This window comes from Brachyspira alvinipulli ATCC 51933 (genome assembly GCF_000518245.1).
Classification (GTDB): domain Bacteria; phylum Spirochaetota; class Brachyspiria; order Brachyspirales; family Brachyspiraceae; genus Brachyspira; species Brachyspira alvinipulli.
Map to the genome: position 1 here is coordinate 347,118 of NZ_KI912402.1, position 20,119 is coordinate 367,236.

At 26.2% G+C, this 20,119-nt stretch carries 11 protein-coding genes; 9 read left to right on the plus strand and 2 right to left on the minus strand.

The annotated features are described in order from the left end of the window. Window positions 1-241 precede the first annotated feature (241 nt). The 3 genes from rsxE to T324_RS0106450 are packed head-to-tail and all read left to right on the plus strand — an operon-like array spanning window position 242 to window position 2,342. Window positions 242-901, plus strand: coding sequence for an electron transport complex subunit RsxE (gene rsxE / locus T324_RS0106440; protein WP_028329489.1), 660 nt, complete (start codon window positions 242-244; stop codon window positions 899-901). After that, a complete protein-coding gene (gene rsxA, locus T324_RS0106445) occupies window positions 894-1,475 on the plus strand; it encodes an electron transport complex subunit RsxA (RefSeq protein ID WP_028329490.1) in 582 nt (193 codons plus the stop codon). Before rsxE ends, rsxA begins: the two co-directional genes overlap by 8 nt. A gap of 48 nt (window positions 1,476-1,523) precedes the next feature. Next, entirely contained in the window at window positions 1,524-2,342 is an 819-nt protein-coding gene (locus T324_RS0106450; RefSeq protein ID WP_028329491.1) for an RnfABCDGE type electron transport complex subunit B, read from the plus strand. 76 nt (window positions 2,343-2,418) lie between these two features. Here T324_RS0106450 and T324_RS0106455 read toward each other — a convergent pair whose 3' ends face one another. Next, on the minus strand, window positions 2,419-3,579 hold the full coding sequence (locus tag T324_RS0106455; protein ID WP_028329492.1) for a hypothetical protein: 1,161 nt from the start codon (window positions 3,577-3,579) through the stop codon (window positions 2,419-2,421). Between the two features lie 249 nt (window positions 3,580-3,828). Between T324_RS0106455 and T324_RS0106460 the strand changes: the two genes are divergently transcribed. After that, window positions 3,829-4,071 carry a PepSY-like domain-containing protein gene (locus tag T324_RS0106460; RefSeq protein WP_028329493.1) on the plus strand — a complete coding sequence of 81 codons (243 nt, stop codon included), beginning with the start codon at window positions 3,829-3,831 and terminating at the stop codon, window positions 4,069-4,071. A gap of 118 nt (window positions 4,072-4,189) precedes the next feature. On the opposite strand, the gene T324_RS0106465 is transcribed toward T324_RS0106460, so the two are convergent. Next, on the minus strand, window positions 4,190-5,641 hold the full coding sequence (locus tag T324_RS0106465) for a catalase (RefSeq protein ID WP_028329494.1): 1,452 nt from the start codon (window positions 5,639-5,641) through the stop codon (window positions 4,190-4,192). 362 nt (window positions 5,642-6,003) lie between these two features. Between T324_RS0106465 and hemH the strand changes: the two genes are divergently transcribed. From hemH to T324_RS0106500, 5 genes are all read left to right on the plus strand, one after another. After that, the gene (gene hemH / locus T324_RS0106470) at window positions 6,004-6,990 is read left to right on the plus strand and encodes a ferrochelatase (RefSeq protein ID WP_028329495.1); all 987 of its coding nucleotides are present in this window, start codon (window positions 6,004-6,006) and stop codon (window positions 6,988-6,990) included. A 182-nt stretch (window positions 6,991-7,172) separates the two neighbouring features. Further along, complete coding sequence (locus T324_RS0106475; RefSeq protein WP_028329496.1) at window positions 7,173-10,562, plus strand: DUF4132 domain-containing protein; 3,390 nt, start codon at window positions 7,173-7,175, stop codon at window positions 10,560-10,562. Between the two features lie 334 nt (window positions 10,563-10,896). Further along, window positions 10,897-16,653, plus strand: coding sequence for an Ig-like domain-containing alpha-2-macroglobulin family protein (locus T324_RS0106480; protein WP_028329497.1), 5,757 nt, complete (start codon window positions 10,897-10,899; stop codon window positions 16,651-16,653). A gap of 106 nt (window positions 16,654-16,759) precedes the next feature. After that, window positions 16,760-17,824, plus strand: a complete 1,065-nt coding sequence (locus tag T324_RS0106485) for a PDDEXK-like family protein (RefSeq protein ID WP_084548619.1) — start codon at window positions 16,760-16,762, stop codon at window positions 17,822-17,824. Between the two features lie 1,547 nt (window positions 17,825-19,371). Continuing rightward, window positions 19,372-20,073: a DUF6198 family protein gene (locus tag T324_RS0106500; protein WP_028329499.1), complete on the plus strand. Its 702-nt coding sequence runs from the start codon at window positions 19,372-19,374 to the stop codon at window positions 20,071-20,073. Window positions 20,074-20,119: the final 46 nt, after the last annotated feature.

The following is a 20,119-nucleotide window of genomic DNA, read 5'->3' on the forward strand; positions in this document are numbered from 1 at the left end:
TGCTTTTTCTAAGTTAATACAGAAATATTATGCATTATACGATTCTAAATATATTTTAAAGTTTATAGGGTGGGGTGTATAAATAAAAAACTTCTAGCTATATATATGGTATTATTTCATAATGTTATATATGTATCATATGTAGTGTAATATTATATGTATTATTCATTTTTACTTGAAAAAATTATTATATATGTTAAAATAGTCGAGTATAATCTTAATTAAATCAAGGTTAATTATTATGAAAAATTCTCAAGTATTTATGGAAGGGGTGTGGAAAAATAACCCAACTTTCGTTCAAGTTCTTGGTATGTGTCCTAGTTTAGCAGTTACAAGCAGTGTAATGAATGCTATCGGTATGTCAGTTGCCACTATATTTGTACTTGTTTGTTCATCTGCATTAATTTCACTTATTAAAAAAGTATATGCTAATGAAGTTAGAATTATGGGATACATTGTAGTTATAGCTGCTTTTGTTACTTTAACTGATATAGTAATGAAAGCTAAATTTTATACTTTATCTTTAGCTTTAGGTCCTTATATACCGCTTATAGTTGTAAACTGTATAATATTAGGAAGAGCTGAGGCTTTTGCTAATAAAAATGGCATTATCCCTAGTATTTTTGATGCTTTAGGAAATGGTGTAGGTTTCTTCATTGCTTTAACATTACTTGCTTCTATTAGGGAGATATTAGGAAACGGTAGTTGGTTAGGTTTTGATATAGTAGGATCTATAAGAGGATTTGTTGAATCAGCTATGCCTTTTGCTTTGAATGCATATAATGAAATTACTACTCCTTGGGTTGTTATGATTATGGCTCCTGGTGCTTTCTTTACTTTAGGAACTTTAATTGCTATTAAAAGAGCTATAGATGCTAGAGGAGGAAAGGCTAATGGTTAATTTAATTTTACTTTTTATAGCAACTGTATTGGTTAATAATTTTGTATTAACTAAATTTTTAGGTATATGTCCTTTTTTGGGAGTATCTAATAAAATAGATTCTGCTGTAAGTATGGGTATTGCTGTTACATTTGTTCTTGTTTTAACTGCGGCAGTTAGCTGGATGATTCAGTATTATATATTAGTGCCTTTCAAAATCGAATTTTTACAAACTATTCTTTTTATTATAGTTATAGCTGCTTTAGTACAGTTTGTTGAAATGGTTGTTAGAAAAACTAGCGAAAGTTTATATTTAGCTTTAGGTATTTTCCTTCCATTAATAACTACTAACTGTTGTGTATTAGGTTTAGCTTTATTTGGAGTTTTATATAAGTACAGTTTTATAGAAAATATAGTATTTGCTTTAGGTGCTGGCGTTGGTTTTACATTAGCATTAGTTATAATGGCTAGTATAAGAGAGCGTTTAGCTACAGCAGATATACCGGAAGCTTTTAAGGGACCTGCTATGCCTTTCATTACAGCTGGCATACTTGCTCTTATTTTCTATGGTTTCTCTGGTATAATAAAAATATGATTTTATAATACTTAAAAATAATAGTGTTATAAGTAAAGGATAGTTAAAATGATGACATCAGTTTTAGTGGCTTCAATATCTTCTGGTTTAATTGCTTTGATATTGGCTGTTTTATTAATATTTTCTTCAAAGATTTTTAGAGTTGAAGTTGATGAGAGAGTTACTCAATTAACTGAAATGCTTCCTGGTGCTAATTGCGGCGGATGTGGTTTTCCAGGATGTGCACAATTTGCTAAGGCTTTAGTTGATGATAAAGCACCTGTAGATGGATGTTCTGTAGGAGGTGCAGATACTGCTGCTAAAGTTGCTGATTTCTTAGGTAAGGTAGCACCTGAGCAAAAAGAAAGAACTAGAGCATACATATTCTGTCATGGGCATAAAGATATAGCAAAATCAAATAAAATTTATAATGGAGCTCAGACTTGTGTTTCTGCTGTTATGGCAGGTGGAAATAAAGATTGTTCTTACGGATGTGTAGGACTTTATGATTGTATGAAAGCATGCGATTTCGGTGCTATTATTAAAAGCGATACTGGAGTTCCTATTATTGTTGAGGATAAATGTGTTTCATGTTCTGCTTGTGTTAAGGCTTGTCCTCAAAAACTTATAGAAATACATCCTGTTTCTCAAGAGTTTCATGTTTACTGTAAGTCTAAGGATAAAGGTCCTGTTGCTAAAAAGGCATGCGACAGAGCTTGTATCGGATGCAGTATATGTGTAAAAAATACTAAAGAGGGCGGTATGAAGATAGATAATTATCTTGCTATAGTTAATTATGAAGATTATTCAATAACAAATGAAAGTATAGCAAAATGCCCTACTAAAGCCATAACTAATGAGAGAGTAAATTCTGTTAAAAATATATAATTAATTTTTTATATGTTACTGTAAAACAAGGGTTCTTTTTAAGAACTCTTGTTTTTTTATATGAAAAATTAATAGATTAATAGAATAAAGGTATTATAAAACAAACTATGAAAGCTGCTATTCCATAAACATATACATAGGAATTTTTATTATTTAATACAATATTCTTTATATATTTCATATCTCTCAATTTTATTAATGATATTATATTTTCAAGTATTATTAGAATGAAATGGAAGAATATTATCAAATTTGTACCTAATAGTGTTATTTTATTTGGGCTAATACCATATTCTATTATTCTATATATTGTTGAATTCAAAATTATTATATTAAATATAACAGCTACTGCAGGTAATATAAGATAAACTAATTTTGTAAATATAGATGATTTATAATCTATACGTACAAAGAATAAATTTACTGCTGCTATAGTGATAGCAACATTATAAAGTATGAAATTCATTCTAATATCGTAAGGATTATTATAAGGCATTGATATAGAAAATAAATATTTAACTATATTATATAAACTTATATACATTATTATTCTTGAAAAGTATATTGATATATTTTTTATATTTTTTTTATATATTATGTAAATTATAAAAGGTGTGAAAGCAAATATATAAAATATAGATAATATAAAAATATTAAAAATAATAACGGTATCAGGAAATATATTTGTAATGATTCCTTTAAATAAATTGATAAATAAATTAAAACATATTATAAAGATTACAGAAATAGCAATACTAATCAAAAAAGATAATATCATAATATTCGCACTAAAAGTAAATATATGATTAATATTTCTATAATTTTTATATTCATTAAATGATAAAGCAAACATTATGAAAAATATAATATCCAAAAATAAGTTTTTATTTAAAATTGTATGAATAAAGAAAATAAAATCAGCATCTCTTGACATTATATCATTGATAGTAAAATTAGCAGATGGAATAAGTACTGCCATAATACCTATAAATAAAAATATAAAAGAAGTTATAAGTATATTTTTTTTATTATTTAAATTAAATATAAGCGAAAAACAAAATAAATAAAAAATTTTAAAAGCAAAGAAATAAGATGTTATTTTAGTAATTTTATAATTAACATTAATATTTCCAGTAAAAAATAAAAAATATATAGTAAAAGGCATAACAGAAATCAATGCCAATATTATGATTCTTTTTTGTGATGATATTTGTAATTTTTTTATTAAATTATTCATAATTATTTTTCTTACTGTTTATTTTTTATAGATTATCTATTCAAACAGCAAAAAAATCAATTGTATATATTATAGAAATATAAGCTATTAAAATACTAAAATTTATTATAAATTTAGTGAATATAAAGACTAATGGATTATTATTTTTTTGTAAATTTTCTTTAAAATAATGTAAAATAAATTGACAATTTATTTTTATATGTTATAATATAGGTATAAGTTAATTGAATATACAAAAAGGAGATATTTATGAAAAAATTAATTTGTTTTATATTTGCTTTATCTGTATTAGGAAGTGCTAGTTTATTTGCAGACTGGATGGTTCCTATTAATCAAGTTCCAAGACCTGTTATTAATGCTGTAAAACAATACTTTCCTCAGGCTCAAATTTGGATGGTTGAGATGGATGATGGATTATATAAAGTAAAACTTAATAATGGTTTAGAAGTAGAAGTAACTCCTTACGGACAAGTGGTTGATATAGGTGATTAATAGTTTTAAATATTAAATTTTAATATACATAAAATAAAGAAATTTATTGGTCTTAATAAAAATATAGCTAATATTTCATAAAAAGATATTAGCTATATTTTTATATTGTTATTTTTTATTATATATCTTTCTCATCAATGCCTAATGCTTTAGCAACCCCAAGTCCGTAAGCTTTATCAACATTCATGCAGTTTTTTATATGTCTTAATTGTACTTCTTTAGTAACACCGTTCATATCTCTTGCAGTATTTTCAAATAATACTTGTTTTTGTGCATCCGTCATAAGATTGAATAATGCCCTTGCATCTGTGTAGTAATCGTCATCATCTTCTCTATGATCATATCTGTAAGCATCTCCGAAAAGTTTCAAAGGCGGTTCAGAATATTCTTTTTGTTCTTTCCATTCTCCTTGAGAATTAGGTTCATATTGTACAGCAGAACCGTTATTAGAATCAACTCTCATAGAACCATCTTTATGGAATGAGTGGAATGGACATCTTGGAGCATTTACAGGTATGCTTGAATAATTAACACCTAATCTGTATCTTTGAGTATCAGTGTATGAGAATAATCTTCCTTGAAGCATTCTGTCAGGAGAGAATCCTATACCAGGAACTATTGTAGAAGGACTGAATGCTGACTGTTCTACTTCAGCGAAATAGTTTTCAGGGTTTTTATTTAATTCTAAAACTCCAACATCGATTAAAGGATATTCTTTTTGTGACCAAGTTTTTGTTAAGTCAAATGGATTTCTTTTGCTTGCATTTGCTTGTTCTTCAGTCATTATTTGTATTTTCATGTTCCATCTTGGATAGTCGCCTCTTTCAATAGCGTCAAATAAATCTCTTTGAGAACTTTCTCTGTCTTTTGCTATGATTGCTGCAGCTTCTTCATCTGTTAAATTTTTAATTCCTTGCTGAGTTTTGAAATGGAATTTTACCCAGAATCTTTTATTATCTTTATTTATGAAACTATAAGCATGACTGCTGAAACCATGCATATGTCTGTAGCTGTAAGGTATACCTCTGTCGCTCATATCTATAGTTATTTGGTGAATAGCTTCAGGCAAAGATGTGAGGAAGTCCCATTTATTTTGAGCACTTCTCATATTAGTTTTTGGATCTCTTTTTACAGCGTGATTTAAATCTGGGAATTTTAAAGGATCTCTAAAATAGAATACTGGAGTGTTATTTCCAACTAAATCCCAGTTTCCTTCTTCTGTATAAAATTTAATAGCAAATCCTCTTATATCTCTTTCAGCATCTGCTGCGCCTCTTTCTCCTGCTACTGTAGAGAATCTTACGAATAAATCAGTTTTCTTTCCAACTTCTGAGAATATTTTTGCTTTAGTATATTGTGTAATATCATGTGTAACTGTGAATGTACCATAAGCACCAGAACCTTTAGCATGCATTCTTCTTTCAGGTATAACTTCTCTGTCGAAATGTGCCATTTTTTCCATGAACCATACATCTTGTAAAAGCATAGGTCCTCTTGCACCTGCAGTAATAGAATTTTGATTGTTGTCAACTGGAGCACCAAATTCAGTTGTTAATTTTTTATCTGACATATATAAAAACTCCTTATTAATATTTATTATCAATAAGTATATTATATTTGTTAATAATATTTTTTCAAGATCATTTTTGATAATTTTTTAAATATACAAGGCTATTTATATAAATTTTTATAATAAATTTATATAAATCATCAATTTCTGTTAAATTATCATAATGAAATTTTTATAAAATTTTGTCTATTTGAAGAAATTATATTAATATACCTTTGTTCTTAAAAAGAATTTTATTTATTTCAGTCTAATTATTTAATTTTTATGAAAATATTCTATGAAAAATTGATAATATATATTGACTAATAATTATAAAAGATTTATTATTTAATAGTAAATATTATTAATAAGGATTATGTATTATGAGTAATGGAAAAGAAACTGTTGTACTTCTAAATATGGGAGGCCCTAGAAATTTTGATGAAATAAATACATTTTTAGTGAATATGTTTAATGATTACTATATATTAAATATAAAAAACAGCATTATAAGAGGTATGGTAGCTAAAAAAATAGTTAATAAAATAAAGCCTAATGTCATTAAGCATTATGATGCAATAGGAGGAAAATCTCCAATAAATGAATATACAGAGAAATTGATAAATAAATTAAATAGTATGGACAATACAAAAGATTATAAATACATAATGAATTATACGTCTCCTTATTCTTATGATGTATTAAAAGAATTAAAAAACAATGATGTAAAAGAAATTACTTTATTTAGTATGTATCCTCAGTACTCAGAAGTTACAGTAAAATCATCTTTAGAAAATGTTTATAAAGCTATGAAGAAATTAAAATATAATCCTAAAATTAATATAATAGACAGGTACTATGACAATGAATATTATAATGATTCAGTTGTAAATTTAATAAAAAACAGTTTAGGAAATAAAAATAGTGAAGAATATATATTAATTTTTTCTGCTCATTCTATACCCAAAATGTATGTAGATAATGGTGATACTTATGAATATGAATGTAATATGAACGTGAATATATTAAAAGAAAAATTAAAAGAATCAGGTTTATATTTTAAAGATGTATTACTTTCTTATCAATCAAAAATAGGCAAATTAGAATGGCTTGAACCATCAACAATAGATATAATAAAGAAATACAACGGTGAAAAATTAATAATATACCCTTTAGCATTCACAATAGATAATTCAGAAACGATTTATGAAATAGATATTGAATATAGAGAAGAAGCTATTAATAAATATAATATTAAAGATTTTATATTATGCCCATGTTTAAATGACAATATATCATTTGCCAAAACTATACTTTCATTATCAAACAACAAAATAGAAAATATTTACTATAATAGAGAAATAGTTTAAAAATACATATAACCTTTTTATATTCCCTAAGTTTTATAATAAGTAGAGAATTTTAAAGTAAATAATGGTATAATAAAAAGTGAGTATAAAAAATATTTTTAGTTTTATCATTTACTTAAAAAATTATATGTGATATAACTTCATTTATTTCAATATTATCAATATTAGTAAGAAGGATTTTTATGGATTTAGAAAAGAAATTGGAAGAATTTTATATTGATGTAAGAATGCCTATGAAGCTGGCTGAAGCAAATACAAATTTCACATCAATACCTATTTTGGGATATTCATTATCTTATCGAATGAATGATATAATTAAATGCTACTGCGAAATAGAAGAAGACAATCAAAAATTAAAAGACAGATATAAACATTTATTAAAAATATATTATTATAATGAACATAAGAAAAAAGAGCACAGAGAAAGTCTTGTGCTTCCATCTTTAATATTATTTGGAAATTTAGAAAAAGCATTACAAAATATAAATTACAGCACATATAAATCACCTGTATGCAGACTAATGGCTTTTCAAAGACCTATACATAAAATATTTGAATTATTAAATGAGTATTTCAATAAAGAGTTTACTGAATATGTTAATAAATATATTGATATAATAAATTATAAGGATGCAGAAAAAATATTTAAAGATATGGATAGAGATGCAGTTATACCATTATTTGCATTATGTGCTATGGCAAACACTGAAGATAAATATGTAGATATTATTATCAAAGCATTAGACTATATGCCGAATAAACTTGATGCTTTAAATGTTATTGCTCCTATTATAAATAAACATGAATTATTGAGAGATAAATTTGTAGAAATAATAAATAATGATGAATCTTTAATTATAGAAATTAATATAGACTTTGGAACTTATGTAAATAGAGATTCTTTTTCAGATAGATATAAAATGATTGATAAAAGATATAAAGAACTTGATTTTCCAAATTATTTTTCAGTTATTGCTAAACATTTTAATGATTATTTTTATATAGATAAAGTTCATAATTTCAAAAAACTTTATTTAAATGATAAAGAATCTTTTTATAAATTATATAATCTTTTAAAATCAGAAAGATATATCATAAGACAAGATATAAAAATCATATTTATTTTATTTAGTGCGATTTTACTAGAGCATAATGATAATAATTTTGATTTAGAAACATTTAAATTATGCTATCAAATAATACCTAATATAATTTTAAAATGTTTAAAAAAGCAAGATAGCGGAGATGTCAATAAAATATCTAATAATATTCAAAATTTAGAAGATGTATTTGATAAAAATAAAAATAAGGCATTCGATAATTTAATAGATGGTTTTACAGGAAAAAGTTCTTCAAACAGACTTTACAGATTTAGAGCAACTTATCCTGAAATTAATTTAAATACAGATATGATGTATCTATTTGCATTATTTAATTTTGAAAATTTATGTGAAGAAACAAAATCAGCTAAAAAATTCTGTGTAGATGTATTAAAATATTTAACTATACAGCTTGGAATTAGAAAATACATAGAAACTCAATATGGCCTAACTTCAAAAACATTTAGAGAAATTGTTGATTCGCTTATAAATAATGAAGAATTAAATATAACATTAAAAGAAGTTCTTCTTTCATACTATTATGATTATGGTAATTACTATATGCCGCCTCCATCATTATATAATAGTTTAACAGATGAAAAAGATAATGTAAAAACTTTAAAAGATTTATTAATAGAAAATTACAGTGAAGAATTAAAAAATATATTAGATGATAAAAGCTTCATTAAAAAAGAATTAAGCAATGAAAAATTGGCTATTTTAGATATATTAAAATGGGCATATAATCCTAATTTCAATTATAATAATTTTGATTTAGTTTATACAGTTCTTGAAAGCACTAAAAAAGTAGAAGTTAAAAGAGTTTGTTTAAAACTCATATCTAATAATGAAAATATAACAAGAGAATATGTTGAAAAAGCTATTGATAAAGTAAGAGCTTCAGATTTAAAAGGAGCTTTAAAAACAATACTCAAAAATTGGAACTTAAAAAAATACGGCGATAAATTTAATAGTGTTGATGAAGCAATTGAATTTATTAATACATACTATAATACAAGTTATGAAAACAGTATTAAGTTTTTAGATAATCTAAAATTAGATAAAGTATTATATAAAAATGGAAATGAGGCAGATGAAAGAATTATTAAATATATTTTAATGGAGTATATGAATCTAACAGAGCCCGCAAGACTTAAAGATTGTGATATGCTCGCTGATTTATTAGAAACTAACTCTTTTGAAAAAGTATTAAATGATATATTCAATTATTGGAAAGATACTAATTATGACAGTAAAGAAAAAAATATCTTGATGCCTTATTGTATATACTCTGATAATTCAAAAATCGATGCAGTATATACATTAATAAAAGAATTTGCTAAAGGCTCAAGAACTATATTGGGAGCATTTATTGTAAAATGTATTGCATTAAACGGAAAAAATTATGCTTTAATATTGGTTGATAATTTAACAAGAAAAGCACCTACTGCCAAAATTAAAGAAACAGCAAATGAAACTATGAAAAATGCTGCAGATATTTTAGAGATTTCTACTGATGAACTTTCTGACATAATTATTCCTGATTTTGGTTTTGACAGAAAAGGAAATAAAGTTTTAAGCTATGGAGGAGAGGCAAACAGAACATTCACTTTAAATATCGATAATAATTTAGAATTAACAATTAATGATGATGAAAAAAATAAAATTATAAAATCACTTCCAGTACCAAACAGCAAAGATGATAAGGCAGCAGCAGATTTAATTAAAAAAGAATTTAGTACTCTAAAAAAAGAAATAAAAACTTTAATACAATCTCAAAAAATAAGACTTCAAAGAGTTTTAATGAACGGCAGAAAATGGAGTTATGAGAGTTTTAAGAATGTATTTGTTAATAATAGCATTATGAATATATTTGCTTTAAAATTAATTTGGGGTGTTTATGATGATGATAATAAATTAATTGAAAGTTTTAGATATATGGAAGACGGAACTTTCAATACTGCCGATGAAGAAGAATATAAACTTGAAGATACAAACAAAAAAAATATTAGTTTAGTTCACCCTATGGAATTAGATGAAAATACTTTAAATAAATGGAAACAGCAATTAACAGATTATGAAATTAATCAGCCTATAGAACAGCTTAATTTTGTATTAGAAACTATAAAAGAAAAAGATATTCAAAATGATGAGCTAACTGCATTTGAAGGAGTTACTGTTAAAGCTGGAACTTTAATGTCATTTGCCAATAAATATGATTTGGAAAGAGGAGAAGCAGAAGATGGAGGAAGCTACAGCGAATATATTTTAAAAGATACCTATTTGCAAATTTCAGCACATATTACATTTGAATATATGTATTTTGGAATTGATCCAAATGAAGATGTTAATTTAAATAATATTATTTTCTATGATGAAAGCGATGAGCTTCAGCCTGTAAAAACTAATCCTTTAAAATTAAATCAAAGGTTTGTTAATTCTGTTTATAATATAGTAAAGAATAATATATAAGTAATGATAAAAAAGAGTCTTTATAATTTTTATGAGGGCTCTTTTTATTATTACTTATATTTTTATAATATATAAAAACACAAGGATGTTTATATACTAAAATTATATATAAGAATATAACTATAAAATAATATTAAAAATTTCAATATTCATTATAATAACAAATAGTAAAAAATACATATAACCTTTTTATATTTTGTAAGTTTTATATATAAAGTGTAATTTTTTAGTAAAAGTATTACTATGTAAATAAAATATTTTTACTGATATTATTTACTTTTAAATTATTTATGATATAACTTTATAAGTTAAAATACATGAAAAAGAGGGCTTTATGAAAAAATTGAGAAATATTTATTATGTTTCTATTATGTCATTAATGTTAACAATGTTAATGGGGGCAACTATGTTTGCAGCTGTGACTATTGACAGAGCTACACCTATTGGAGAAAATACTTCAAGAAACAATTATGAAGCAATAACAGTAACTTTTAATCAGCAAATGGTAGCTTTGCAGGCTATAACTGATATTACTAATGAATATTTTACTTTTAACGTAGATGTTGAAGGTAAATACAGATGGCTTTCCATTAATACTTTAGCATTTTATCCTTCAAAGCCATTGCCTGATAATACAGCAATTGAAGTAACTTTAAAAAAAGGAATAAAAAGCGAATTAACTGGGGAAGTATTAGAAAATGATTATACTTGGAGTTTTAATACTTTAAGACCTATAATGCAGAAAAGTTCTCCTTATGACAGACAATCAGAACTTCCTACAGATGTTAATATAGTTGTATATTATAATATGCCTATATATCTTCAAAGTGCAAAAGAAAAAATACAGTTAATTTCAAGCAATAATAATACTGCTATAGATTTTGATGTAAGATATGCAAGAATAGAAGATTTAAGAGAGTGGGAAACTAATGAATATGAATTAAATCAAGTGTTGGTTATAAAGCCTAAAACTGCCTTAGCAAAAAATGATGGAATAACAGTGCATATAGATGAAGGACTTGCTGCTGTTAATGGTGATTTAGGTACAGCAGATGCAAAAAGCTTTAGTTTTTCTATACATGATGATTTCTATTTCAGCGGAAATAAAGAACAGACAGTAACAGCATCATACTCTCCGGAAGCTCCTAAATTAGAGTTTAGTACCAGAGTTGAATGGGCAGACTTAATTAGAAATATTGAGATTACTCCTGAAGTACAGCTTCCTACAGAAGAAGAAATTCAACAGAGTTCTTGGTCATCTAAAAGTTTTTCACTTTATTCATTAAGATTTAATCCTAATATTACATATAATATAAAAATTAATGGAAATTTAAAAGATTCTTACGGACAGACTTTAGGTGAAGAACAAAATATTAAATTAAATGTTACCGACTATAACCCTAGTGTTTCAATACCTTCAGGAATGGGAGTTGTAGAAGCCTATGAAGGAATGAAACTTCCAGTGCAGTTAATGAACCCTAATACTATTAATATAAGAAGCAGATATGTTGATAAAGAAAATATTATACCTTTCCTATTTGTAAATAAACAAGTATACAGATATGATGAAGGTGCAGAGTTTAGAAGTTATACCAATCAATATGGAAATTTATTCGGATATGATAATACTACCAAATACACTCCTAATATTGAAAGAAACAGATATATTACAACAGCTCTTTATTTAACTAACTATATGAATAATAATAGTTATGGATTTTTATCTATAGAGTTTAAAAGTAAAACCGGATATCAAAATCAATATGATTATTCATCATCTTCACAAATACAAATAACTTCTATGGGAGTAACAGGTAAATTCTCAGGAGATTCAAATACTATATTTGTAACTGACTTAAAAACAGGAATGCCGGTTGAAGGTGCAGAAGTAGAAATAAGAGATGACTTTAATAAGGTTTTAGATAGAGCGACTACAGATGAAAACGGAATTGCAACTACCAAAGGATTCAGAGAATTAGGAATAAAAAGGGCTAGCAGATGGGATGCTCCAAGACAATGGGCTATAGTTACAAAAGGCGATGATGTATCCTTCATAAACAGCGATTGGGGTACAGGTGTTTCGCCTTGGAGAATGGATATAAATTATAATTATTCTCCTTCTGACAAAGATTATAATGGCTCTATGTTTACAGAAAGAGGTATATATAAACCCGGAGAAGAAGTACATATAAAAGGTGTTGTTAGAGAAAATAAAATAGGAAATTGGCAAATACCTAATGGTTTGAAAGATGCTTTATTTACAATAAATAACTCAAGAGGAGAGGAAATACATAAAGGAACTGTTACTTTAAATGAATATGGTTCTTATTTAATAGACTTCACTCTTCCGCCAGATGCTCCTACAGGTTATTATAGTGTAAGAGTAGCTTTTAAAGATGATATAAATAAAACAGATGAAGAAGAATTATACAGTTTATCACAAAGTTTTAGGGTAGAAGAATTTAAACCTTTAGAATATGAAAGCAGACTTTGGGTTGAAGATAAAAATTATTATTTAGGCGATACAATGCCTATTAAAATGTCAGGCTGGTATTTATTCGGCGAGCCTATGATATCTAATCAAGTTGATTATAATATTTCTATGAATGAAACTTTCTTCACTCCTCCTAATAATGCAGGATTTAGATTTACAAAATTAAGCTGGTTTGAAGATGAGTATTATAATAATTATTATTCTATGATAGCAAATGGTACAGGAGCTTTAGATGAAAAAGGAGAATATGCTTATTCGCCTAAAATAGATGCAAGCCGTTCTATACATGCTGCTTATGTTACTATAGAAGCAACTGTATCAGGTGAGGATTCTCAAAGAGTAAGCACTACTAAAAATGTACTAGTTCATGGAAGTGATTATTATATAGGTATAAAAAGACAAGGATATTTCTTAGAAACAGATAAGCCTACACAATTAGAATTCATTGCTGTTGATCCTGAAGGAAACAGACTTGAAGGCAAACAAATAGAAGTTCAAGTTATAAGAAGACATTGGGAATCTGTAAAAAAAGCTATAACAGGCGGAAGATTTGAATGGGAATCAAAACAGATTGATGATGTTATAGAAACTACTACTGTTACAACAGCTAATGACCCTGTAGCATACAGCTTTACTCCTACAAATTCAGGACTTTATATAATATTGGCAAGAGCTAAAGATTCTGCAAATAGAGAAGTTGCTGCTGATGAATATATGTATGTCATAGGTAAGGATTATGCTCCTTGGGCTATGTTTGATGATGATTTGTTAGAGCTTATCACAGAAAAAGAAGAATATAAACCTTATGAAACTGCTAGAATAATGATAAAATCTCCTTATGAATCTGCTACTGCTTTAGTAACAGTTGAAAGGGAATATGTAATAGATTCTTATGTAACAAATATTGAAGGTTCTACTGCTTTAATAGAAGTACCTATAAAACCTGAATATTTACCTAATGTATATGTAGGTGTTTCACTTGTTAAAGGAAGGGTTGAAAATGAAGCTTATACTAATTATGCAACTGATGAAGGTAAGCCGTCATTCAAAATAGGTTATGCAGGACTTTCAGTATCTCCTCGTGAAAAAGAACTTAATGTAAAAATAACAAAATCTGCTGATAGTTTAGAGCCTCGCGATGAAATGACAGTAGATTTATATGTAGAAACTAAAGAAAGCCAGCCTATGGAAACAGAAATCATGTTAAGCGTGGTTGATGTTGGTGTATTAAATTTAATAGGTTATAAAACTCCTAACTGGTTTAATACTTTCTATGGACAAAGACCTTTGAGTGTAGCAAGTGCTGACACAAGAATACACTTAATAGGACAGAGAAACTATGGAGAGAAAGGAGATACACCTGGCGGCGATGGTATGAGAGCTGCTAATGATATGCTGGCTAAAGCTGAAGCTATGGGTATGGATGTATTTAGTATAAGAAAGAATTTCTTGACAACTGCATTCTATCAAGGAAGAGTTAAAACTGATGCAAGCGGTAAAGCTACAGTTACATTCAATTTACCTGATAATATTACATCATTTAGAATAATGGCTTCTGCTATAAATAAAGATGGATATTTCGGTGCTTCTGATGATGTTGTAGTAGTTAAGAAAAATCTTATGCTTATGCCTACGCTTCCGGAATTTGCTTATATTGAAGATAAATTGAAAGCAGGAACTATAATATATAATTATTCTGATCAAGATTTAGAGATAGAGATTCAAGCTGCTGCTTCTAATGCTATGATACAAAATGATGTTCAAACAGTAAAAGTTCCTAAAGGCGGAAATGCTGATGTAAGATTCGATATTATAGCTACAAACAGAGGAGAGGCCAAAGTTACTATATTTGCTAAAGGCGGAGAATATACTGATGCTGTAGAAAAAACATTTGAAGTTAATGTACCTATGACTACAGAGTCTGTTGCTATGTTCTCAAGTATGACAAATAATAATACTGATTTGATGTTAAGAATACCTAGTGTAACAGAAGCATATAAAGGTGCAGGAAGTTTGGAAGTTTATATGTCTCCTAGTGCATTCAGCGAGCTTACAGGAGGTATAAATTATCTTATAAATTATCCTTATCTATGTTTGGAACAGCAGTTATCAAGAGTTTATCCTATAATAACTAGTAAGAGAATATTGGTTGATATGAAGCTTACAGATATAACAGAAGAGAGTTTAGACAACACAGTACAAACTTTCTTAAAGACTATGCCTACATATCAGAGTCCTGACGGAGGATTCGCTTACTGGCCTAGCAAAACTTGGACATCTCCATGGCTTACTGCTTATGCGGCTGATGCTATGGTTAAAGCTAAGAAAGAAGGATACACTGTTGATGAGAATTCTTTATCATTAGCATTGGAATATATTAATAATTATGCTAAGAGCGGAAATGCTGAAAAACCTAGCTTCTGGTTTGATGAATATATTAATCTTTCTTCTATAGCTTATATTGCGGCTGTTCTTGCTGAAGGCGGATATAATGCTAATGATGTAAAAGCTATAATAGACAGAATATACCCTCAAGTTAATAATATACCTTTCTACGGACAGGTTCAATTAATGAGAGCTATGTATTACAATAAATATGATAATAAAGCATTGACTGAAGTTAGACAGTATATACTAAATACTATTAAAGAAGACCCTACAACAGCACATTATGAATTAGAAACTAGATATGCTAATTTATATTGGATACACTCTTCATCAGTAAGAGATACTGCGGTTGCTTTATATGCATTAATAGAAACAGAATATGATAATGCTATAAATGAAAAAGTGGTTCGCTGGCTTGTTCAATCAAGAAAAAACGGCAGATATTTAAATACTCAGGACAATGTATCAGTATTTGCTGCTATGAATATGTATTTCAGAAAGTATGAAAATGTTTATCCTAATTTCAAAGCAGAATTTGTATACGAAGGAAAAACTTTACTTTCAGAAACATTTAATTCAAGAACTCAGCCTAGTGTAACAGAAAATTATGCATTAGATGAGTTTATGGATGAGAAATTAAGCAATTCAAATACTAGAAGTTCTGTTGCTAATATAAAAAGAAATGGAGAGGGAAGACTTTATTATGGTGTAAGACTTACTTATGCTCCTCGTGATTTGGCTGTTAATAGAGATGCTGGAATAAAAGTTGAAAGACAGTATCAAACTAAAGACGGAAAAGTATTAGACTTAACTAAAGATAAATTCAAGCAGGGAGAAGAATATATTGTAGTAGTAAAAGTTACAGCTCCTTTTGAAAGACATTTCGTTGTAGTGGATACTCCTATTGCGGCAGGTATGAGAATATTAAATGCCAGCTTTGCTACAGAAAGCAGCGAGGTTAAAAACTTAACAGGAAATGCCGGAAAACCTACTTGGTGGTGGGGCGGATTTAATCACACTGAAAACTACAATGATAAAGTGTTATTGTTTGCTGATATGCTTAGTGACGGTACACATGAATATAGATATGTAGTTCGTGCAGTTACTCCTGGCGAATATTTGCTTCCTGCTACTAAAGCTGAAGAGATGTATAATCCTGAAGTATTCGGTTATGATGGACAGCATAAAGTTGTTATAGAGGCTAAATAAAGTTAAACAATAAATTTAAAATAATTAAAGGCGGTATTTTTTTGAGGTATCGCCTTTTTTATTTGATATAAAATTTATTTGTATTTATAATACTTATATAAAAATTATGAAAAAAATGCATTTAGACATAATAAATTTGTTATTCGATAAAAATAGAGAATTAATTAATAATAAAGAAACCATTTTAAATCTTTTATTAGAAAATTATGAAAGTCTTATTAATTCTTTAAAAGAATATAAATTAAGTAAACCGCCAAGAATTAATATATTTAAACTAATTGATATAGAAGAATTAGAACGTAAAAATTCTACAATATTATATGAATTACTGAAAATAAATATTAATAATGCAAATATACGATTCAATTTTATAAACTCTTTTTTACAATATATTTTTAAAGAAGATATTATAAATAGTACTAATGAATCATTTGAAATAGAAAAAGAGTATAGTCCAAAAGGAACTCAAAAATCTATAGATTTGTATATTCATAATAGAAATTTTTCTGTTATTATTGAAAATAAAATTAACAGCGGAGATAATGGAGATAATCAGCTATTAAATTATATCAAGTATGTAAAAGATGAAATAAGTCATAATAATATTTATGTTATATATTTAACTAGAGGCGGTTATTTACCTTCAGAAAATAGTTTACCAACAAAAGAAAGAATAAAATTAAAAAATAGATTTATTAATATATCACATAGAAATATTGCTGAGTGGCTTAAATATATTATTTATGAAGATGAAAATTGTAATTTTATACATATGAAAGAATATGATAATTTGAAATCTGCAATAGTTCAAATTATAGAAGAAGAGGAATATTTAAGTTCAAGCAGCGAAGAGGATACTTTTATGCAAGATAAATTAAAAGAATTATTACAAAGCAATGATGCATATAATAATATTAGTACACCTGAAGAAGCACAGGAATATATTGATTTGATTGAAAGTACAATAACTGTATTAAATAATAAAAAAAATAATAAAATAAAAATATATATAAATTATGTAAAAGATGTACTTAATATATTGAATAGTGAATATGGTATAAAGGATTTTGAATTACATGAAATTTTGAATAAAAAAATAGATAGAATAAGATATAATAGAGATGAAGAGTATCATAGTATATGGTATTATAGTAAAAATATTCCTGTATAGAAGATATAGATAATTTTATTGATATATTAGAAAATACAAAAGAAGTTCTTATTAAAAAAAGACGTGAATTAGTAAAAAAAGATGTACAGAATCATATTGATTTTTCTAAGGACGTTTATGAATTAATAAAATCTAAAAATGAACATTTTAATTTTAAAGAAGAAAATACTTTATTAGATGAGATTTATAAAGATATAGAAGGAGCTATAATATATTGTTATGTAAATGACTTTACTATTTATATAAGTATTGGTCAAGGAGAAGAATATATATATCTTTGTATTTACTCTGAAAATATAAAACTAATAAATAAATTAATAAAGTATATATTTAGATAATGAATTGTCTTTCCTTGATGGAAATGATGAGCATTATATATGGGGACCTGTTGCTCAAAATGATGCAGAAGAAACAGCAAATAGAATGCTTACTATATTTGATGTAGTAAATAAAATTAAATAGTTGTTATAATTAATTTAATATATTTTTTATCGCTTTTTCTAACTTTATGGCACTGTATTTGAGTTTATAAAAGAATCTTATATTCTATTATGCTTTTGAAAGCGTAAGTTAAATATTGTATTAAATAATACTAAGACAAAGCCCTGCAAATATTAAAATTAAAAAGCTTAGTATAATTTGTTATTTTTAATCTATTTACATTTGCCCGCCCTATATATTTAAAACTTCTATATATTATGTTTATTTTATACTTCTTGAAAAATAATACTGCAATTATAAAACCCACCCGAAATTTTATTTTACTTTATAATCTACACACCGCACGCAGAATGAAATTATAAATATATATTAATTATGAATTCTAATTTTTACTATATTTGAAATTTCACTTACCGTGCGTATAGTAAAGTCTTAAATTTAAAAAAATCTTGGGCGGGTGCTAAAATTTATAATAAAGCTATAAATATAATAATATTATAATTTCAAAATAAAACTATAAAAAATAAATGGCGGGGAATGTAATTTATTATTCAAATCTGTTTGTATCTGCAAGCTTTATATTTTTAAAATTTTATTTTATAATTCTGCAAAATTAATACTGCAATTATAATCCTACCAAAATTTCATTTAAATATATAGTATCTTCATCATATTCGCAATGAAATTATAAATAAATGTTAATTTTTATTATTTTGAAATTTATTAAGTGTACTGCGGTATATTTTTAATTTTTTAAAAAGTTATTGTTTTTATTAATTAATTTATTACCTTTATAATATAGAAACAAAGATATATATATGCGGGGTAGGTTATAAAATGGAGGAAAAGCATGGAAAAATTATCAGCGTTGTTACATATTATTTATACTTTCTTGGATGATGAAGAATATTATTTACTAATTAGTGAATATCAAGCTATATCTAATTATTTAGAAGAATGAAATCGACTAATAATACCTACACAAATAGTGTAGGTATTATTTTATTTATATAAAATAAGTATGATATCTTTTATTTTATAAATATTATTGATTAATATATAATTAGCTATATAATATATCTGTTAAAATTAAAAAGGATAAATCTATGATTGCAGAAAATGATTTTTCATTTCATAATCAAAATAAGCATTTTATAATAAGCGGTGAATTAGCATTAATTTGGGTAGTTGTTATGAATAGTTTTGGAGTTGTTTTAATGCTTTATTCTGGTTCTGGAATATCAGCAATTTCAAGTGTACCTTATGCTTTTTCTGAGGTAATACCAAATATATCATTAGGGACTTTTACGTATATTTTTCAAACTTTACTTGTATTAATACTTATGATATTAAGAAGAAAATTTGTAGGAGAATATTTATTTAGTTTTGTTGTTGGTTTTTGTTTTGGAAAATTTGTTGATATACATGGACTATGGATTAATCATCTTCCTTTAACTATCGTAAGCAGAGTTATATATTTTGCTGTAAGTTATTTTATACTTGCATTTGGAATAGCATTATCAAATAGATGCCAACTGCCTATAATTCCTACTGATTTGTTTCCTAGAGAATTATCATCTATTATTAATGTTAAATATTCTAAAATAAAAATAATATTTGATGTGGTATGTCTTTTTACAACAGCAATACTTACATTTGTTTTTTTAGGCCATATTAAAGGACTTGGTATAGGAACTGTGCTTGCTGCTTTTACTATGGGTAAGACTATATGGGTAATAGGACAATTTATTGATAGAAAGTTTGAATTTGTATCTTTTATAAAACAAAAAATAAATTTAGGTAGATAATAGAATTTTTTTTATTTTTAATATATATTTATATAATGTTTTTCAT

What these genes read in the sequence shown, in the direction of transcription:
- T324_RS0106460 (WP_028329493.1), top strand. Translation starts at nt 3,829, where the DNA reads ATGAAAAAATTAATTTGTTTTATATTTGCTTTATCTGTATTAGGAAGT.
- T324_RS0106465 (WP_028329494.1), bottom strand. Translation starts at nt 5,641, where the DNA reads ATGTCAGATAAAAAATTAACAACTGAATTTGGTGCTCCAGTTGACAAC.
- T324_RS0106480 (WP_028329497.1), top strand. Translation starts at nt 10,897, where the DNA reads ATGAAAAAATTGAGAAATATTTATTATGTTTCTATTATGTCATTAATG.
- T324_RS0106450 (WP_028329491.1), top strand. Translation starts at nt 1,524, where the DNA reads ATGATGACATCAGTTTTAGTGGCTTCAATATCTTCTGGTTTAATTGCT.
- rsxA (WP_028329490.1), top strand. Translation starts at nt 894, where the DNA reads ATGGTTAATTTAATTTTACTTTTTATAGCAACTGTATTGGTTAATAAT.
- rsxE (WP_028329489.1), top strand. Translation starts at nt 242, where the DNA reads ATGAAAAATTCTCAAGTATTTATGGAAGGGGTGTGGAAAAATAACCCA.
- T324_RS0106475 (WP_028329496.1), top strand. Translation starts at nt 7,173, where the DNA reads ATGGATTTAGAAAAGAAATTGGAAGAATTTTATATTGATGTAAGAATG.
- hemH (WP_028329495.1), top strand. Translation starts at nt 6,004, where the DNA reads ATGAGTAATGGAAAAGAAACTGTTGTACTTCTAAATATGGGAGGCCCT.
- T324_RS0106500 (WP_028329499.1), top strand. Translation starts at nt 19,372, where the DNA reads ATGATTGCAGAAAATGATTTTTCATTTCATAATCAAAATAAGCATTTT.
- T324_RS0106455 (WP_028329492.1), bottom strand. Translation starts at nt 3,579, where the DNA reads ATGAATAATTTAATAAAAAAATTACAAATATCATCACAAAAAAGAATC.
- T324_RS0106485 (WP_084548619.1), top strand. Translation starts at nt 16,760, where the DNA reads ATGAAAAAAATGCATTTAGACATAATAAATTTGTTATTCGATAAAAAT.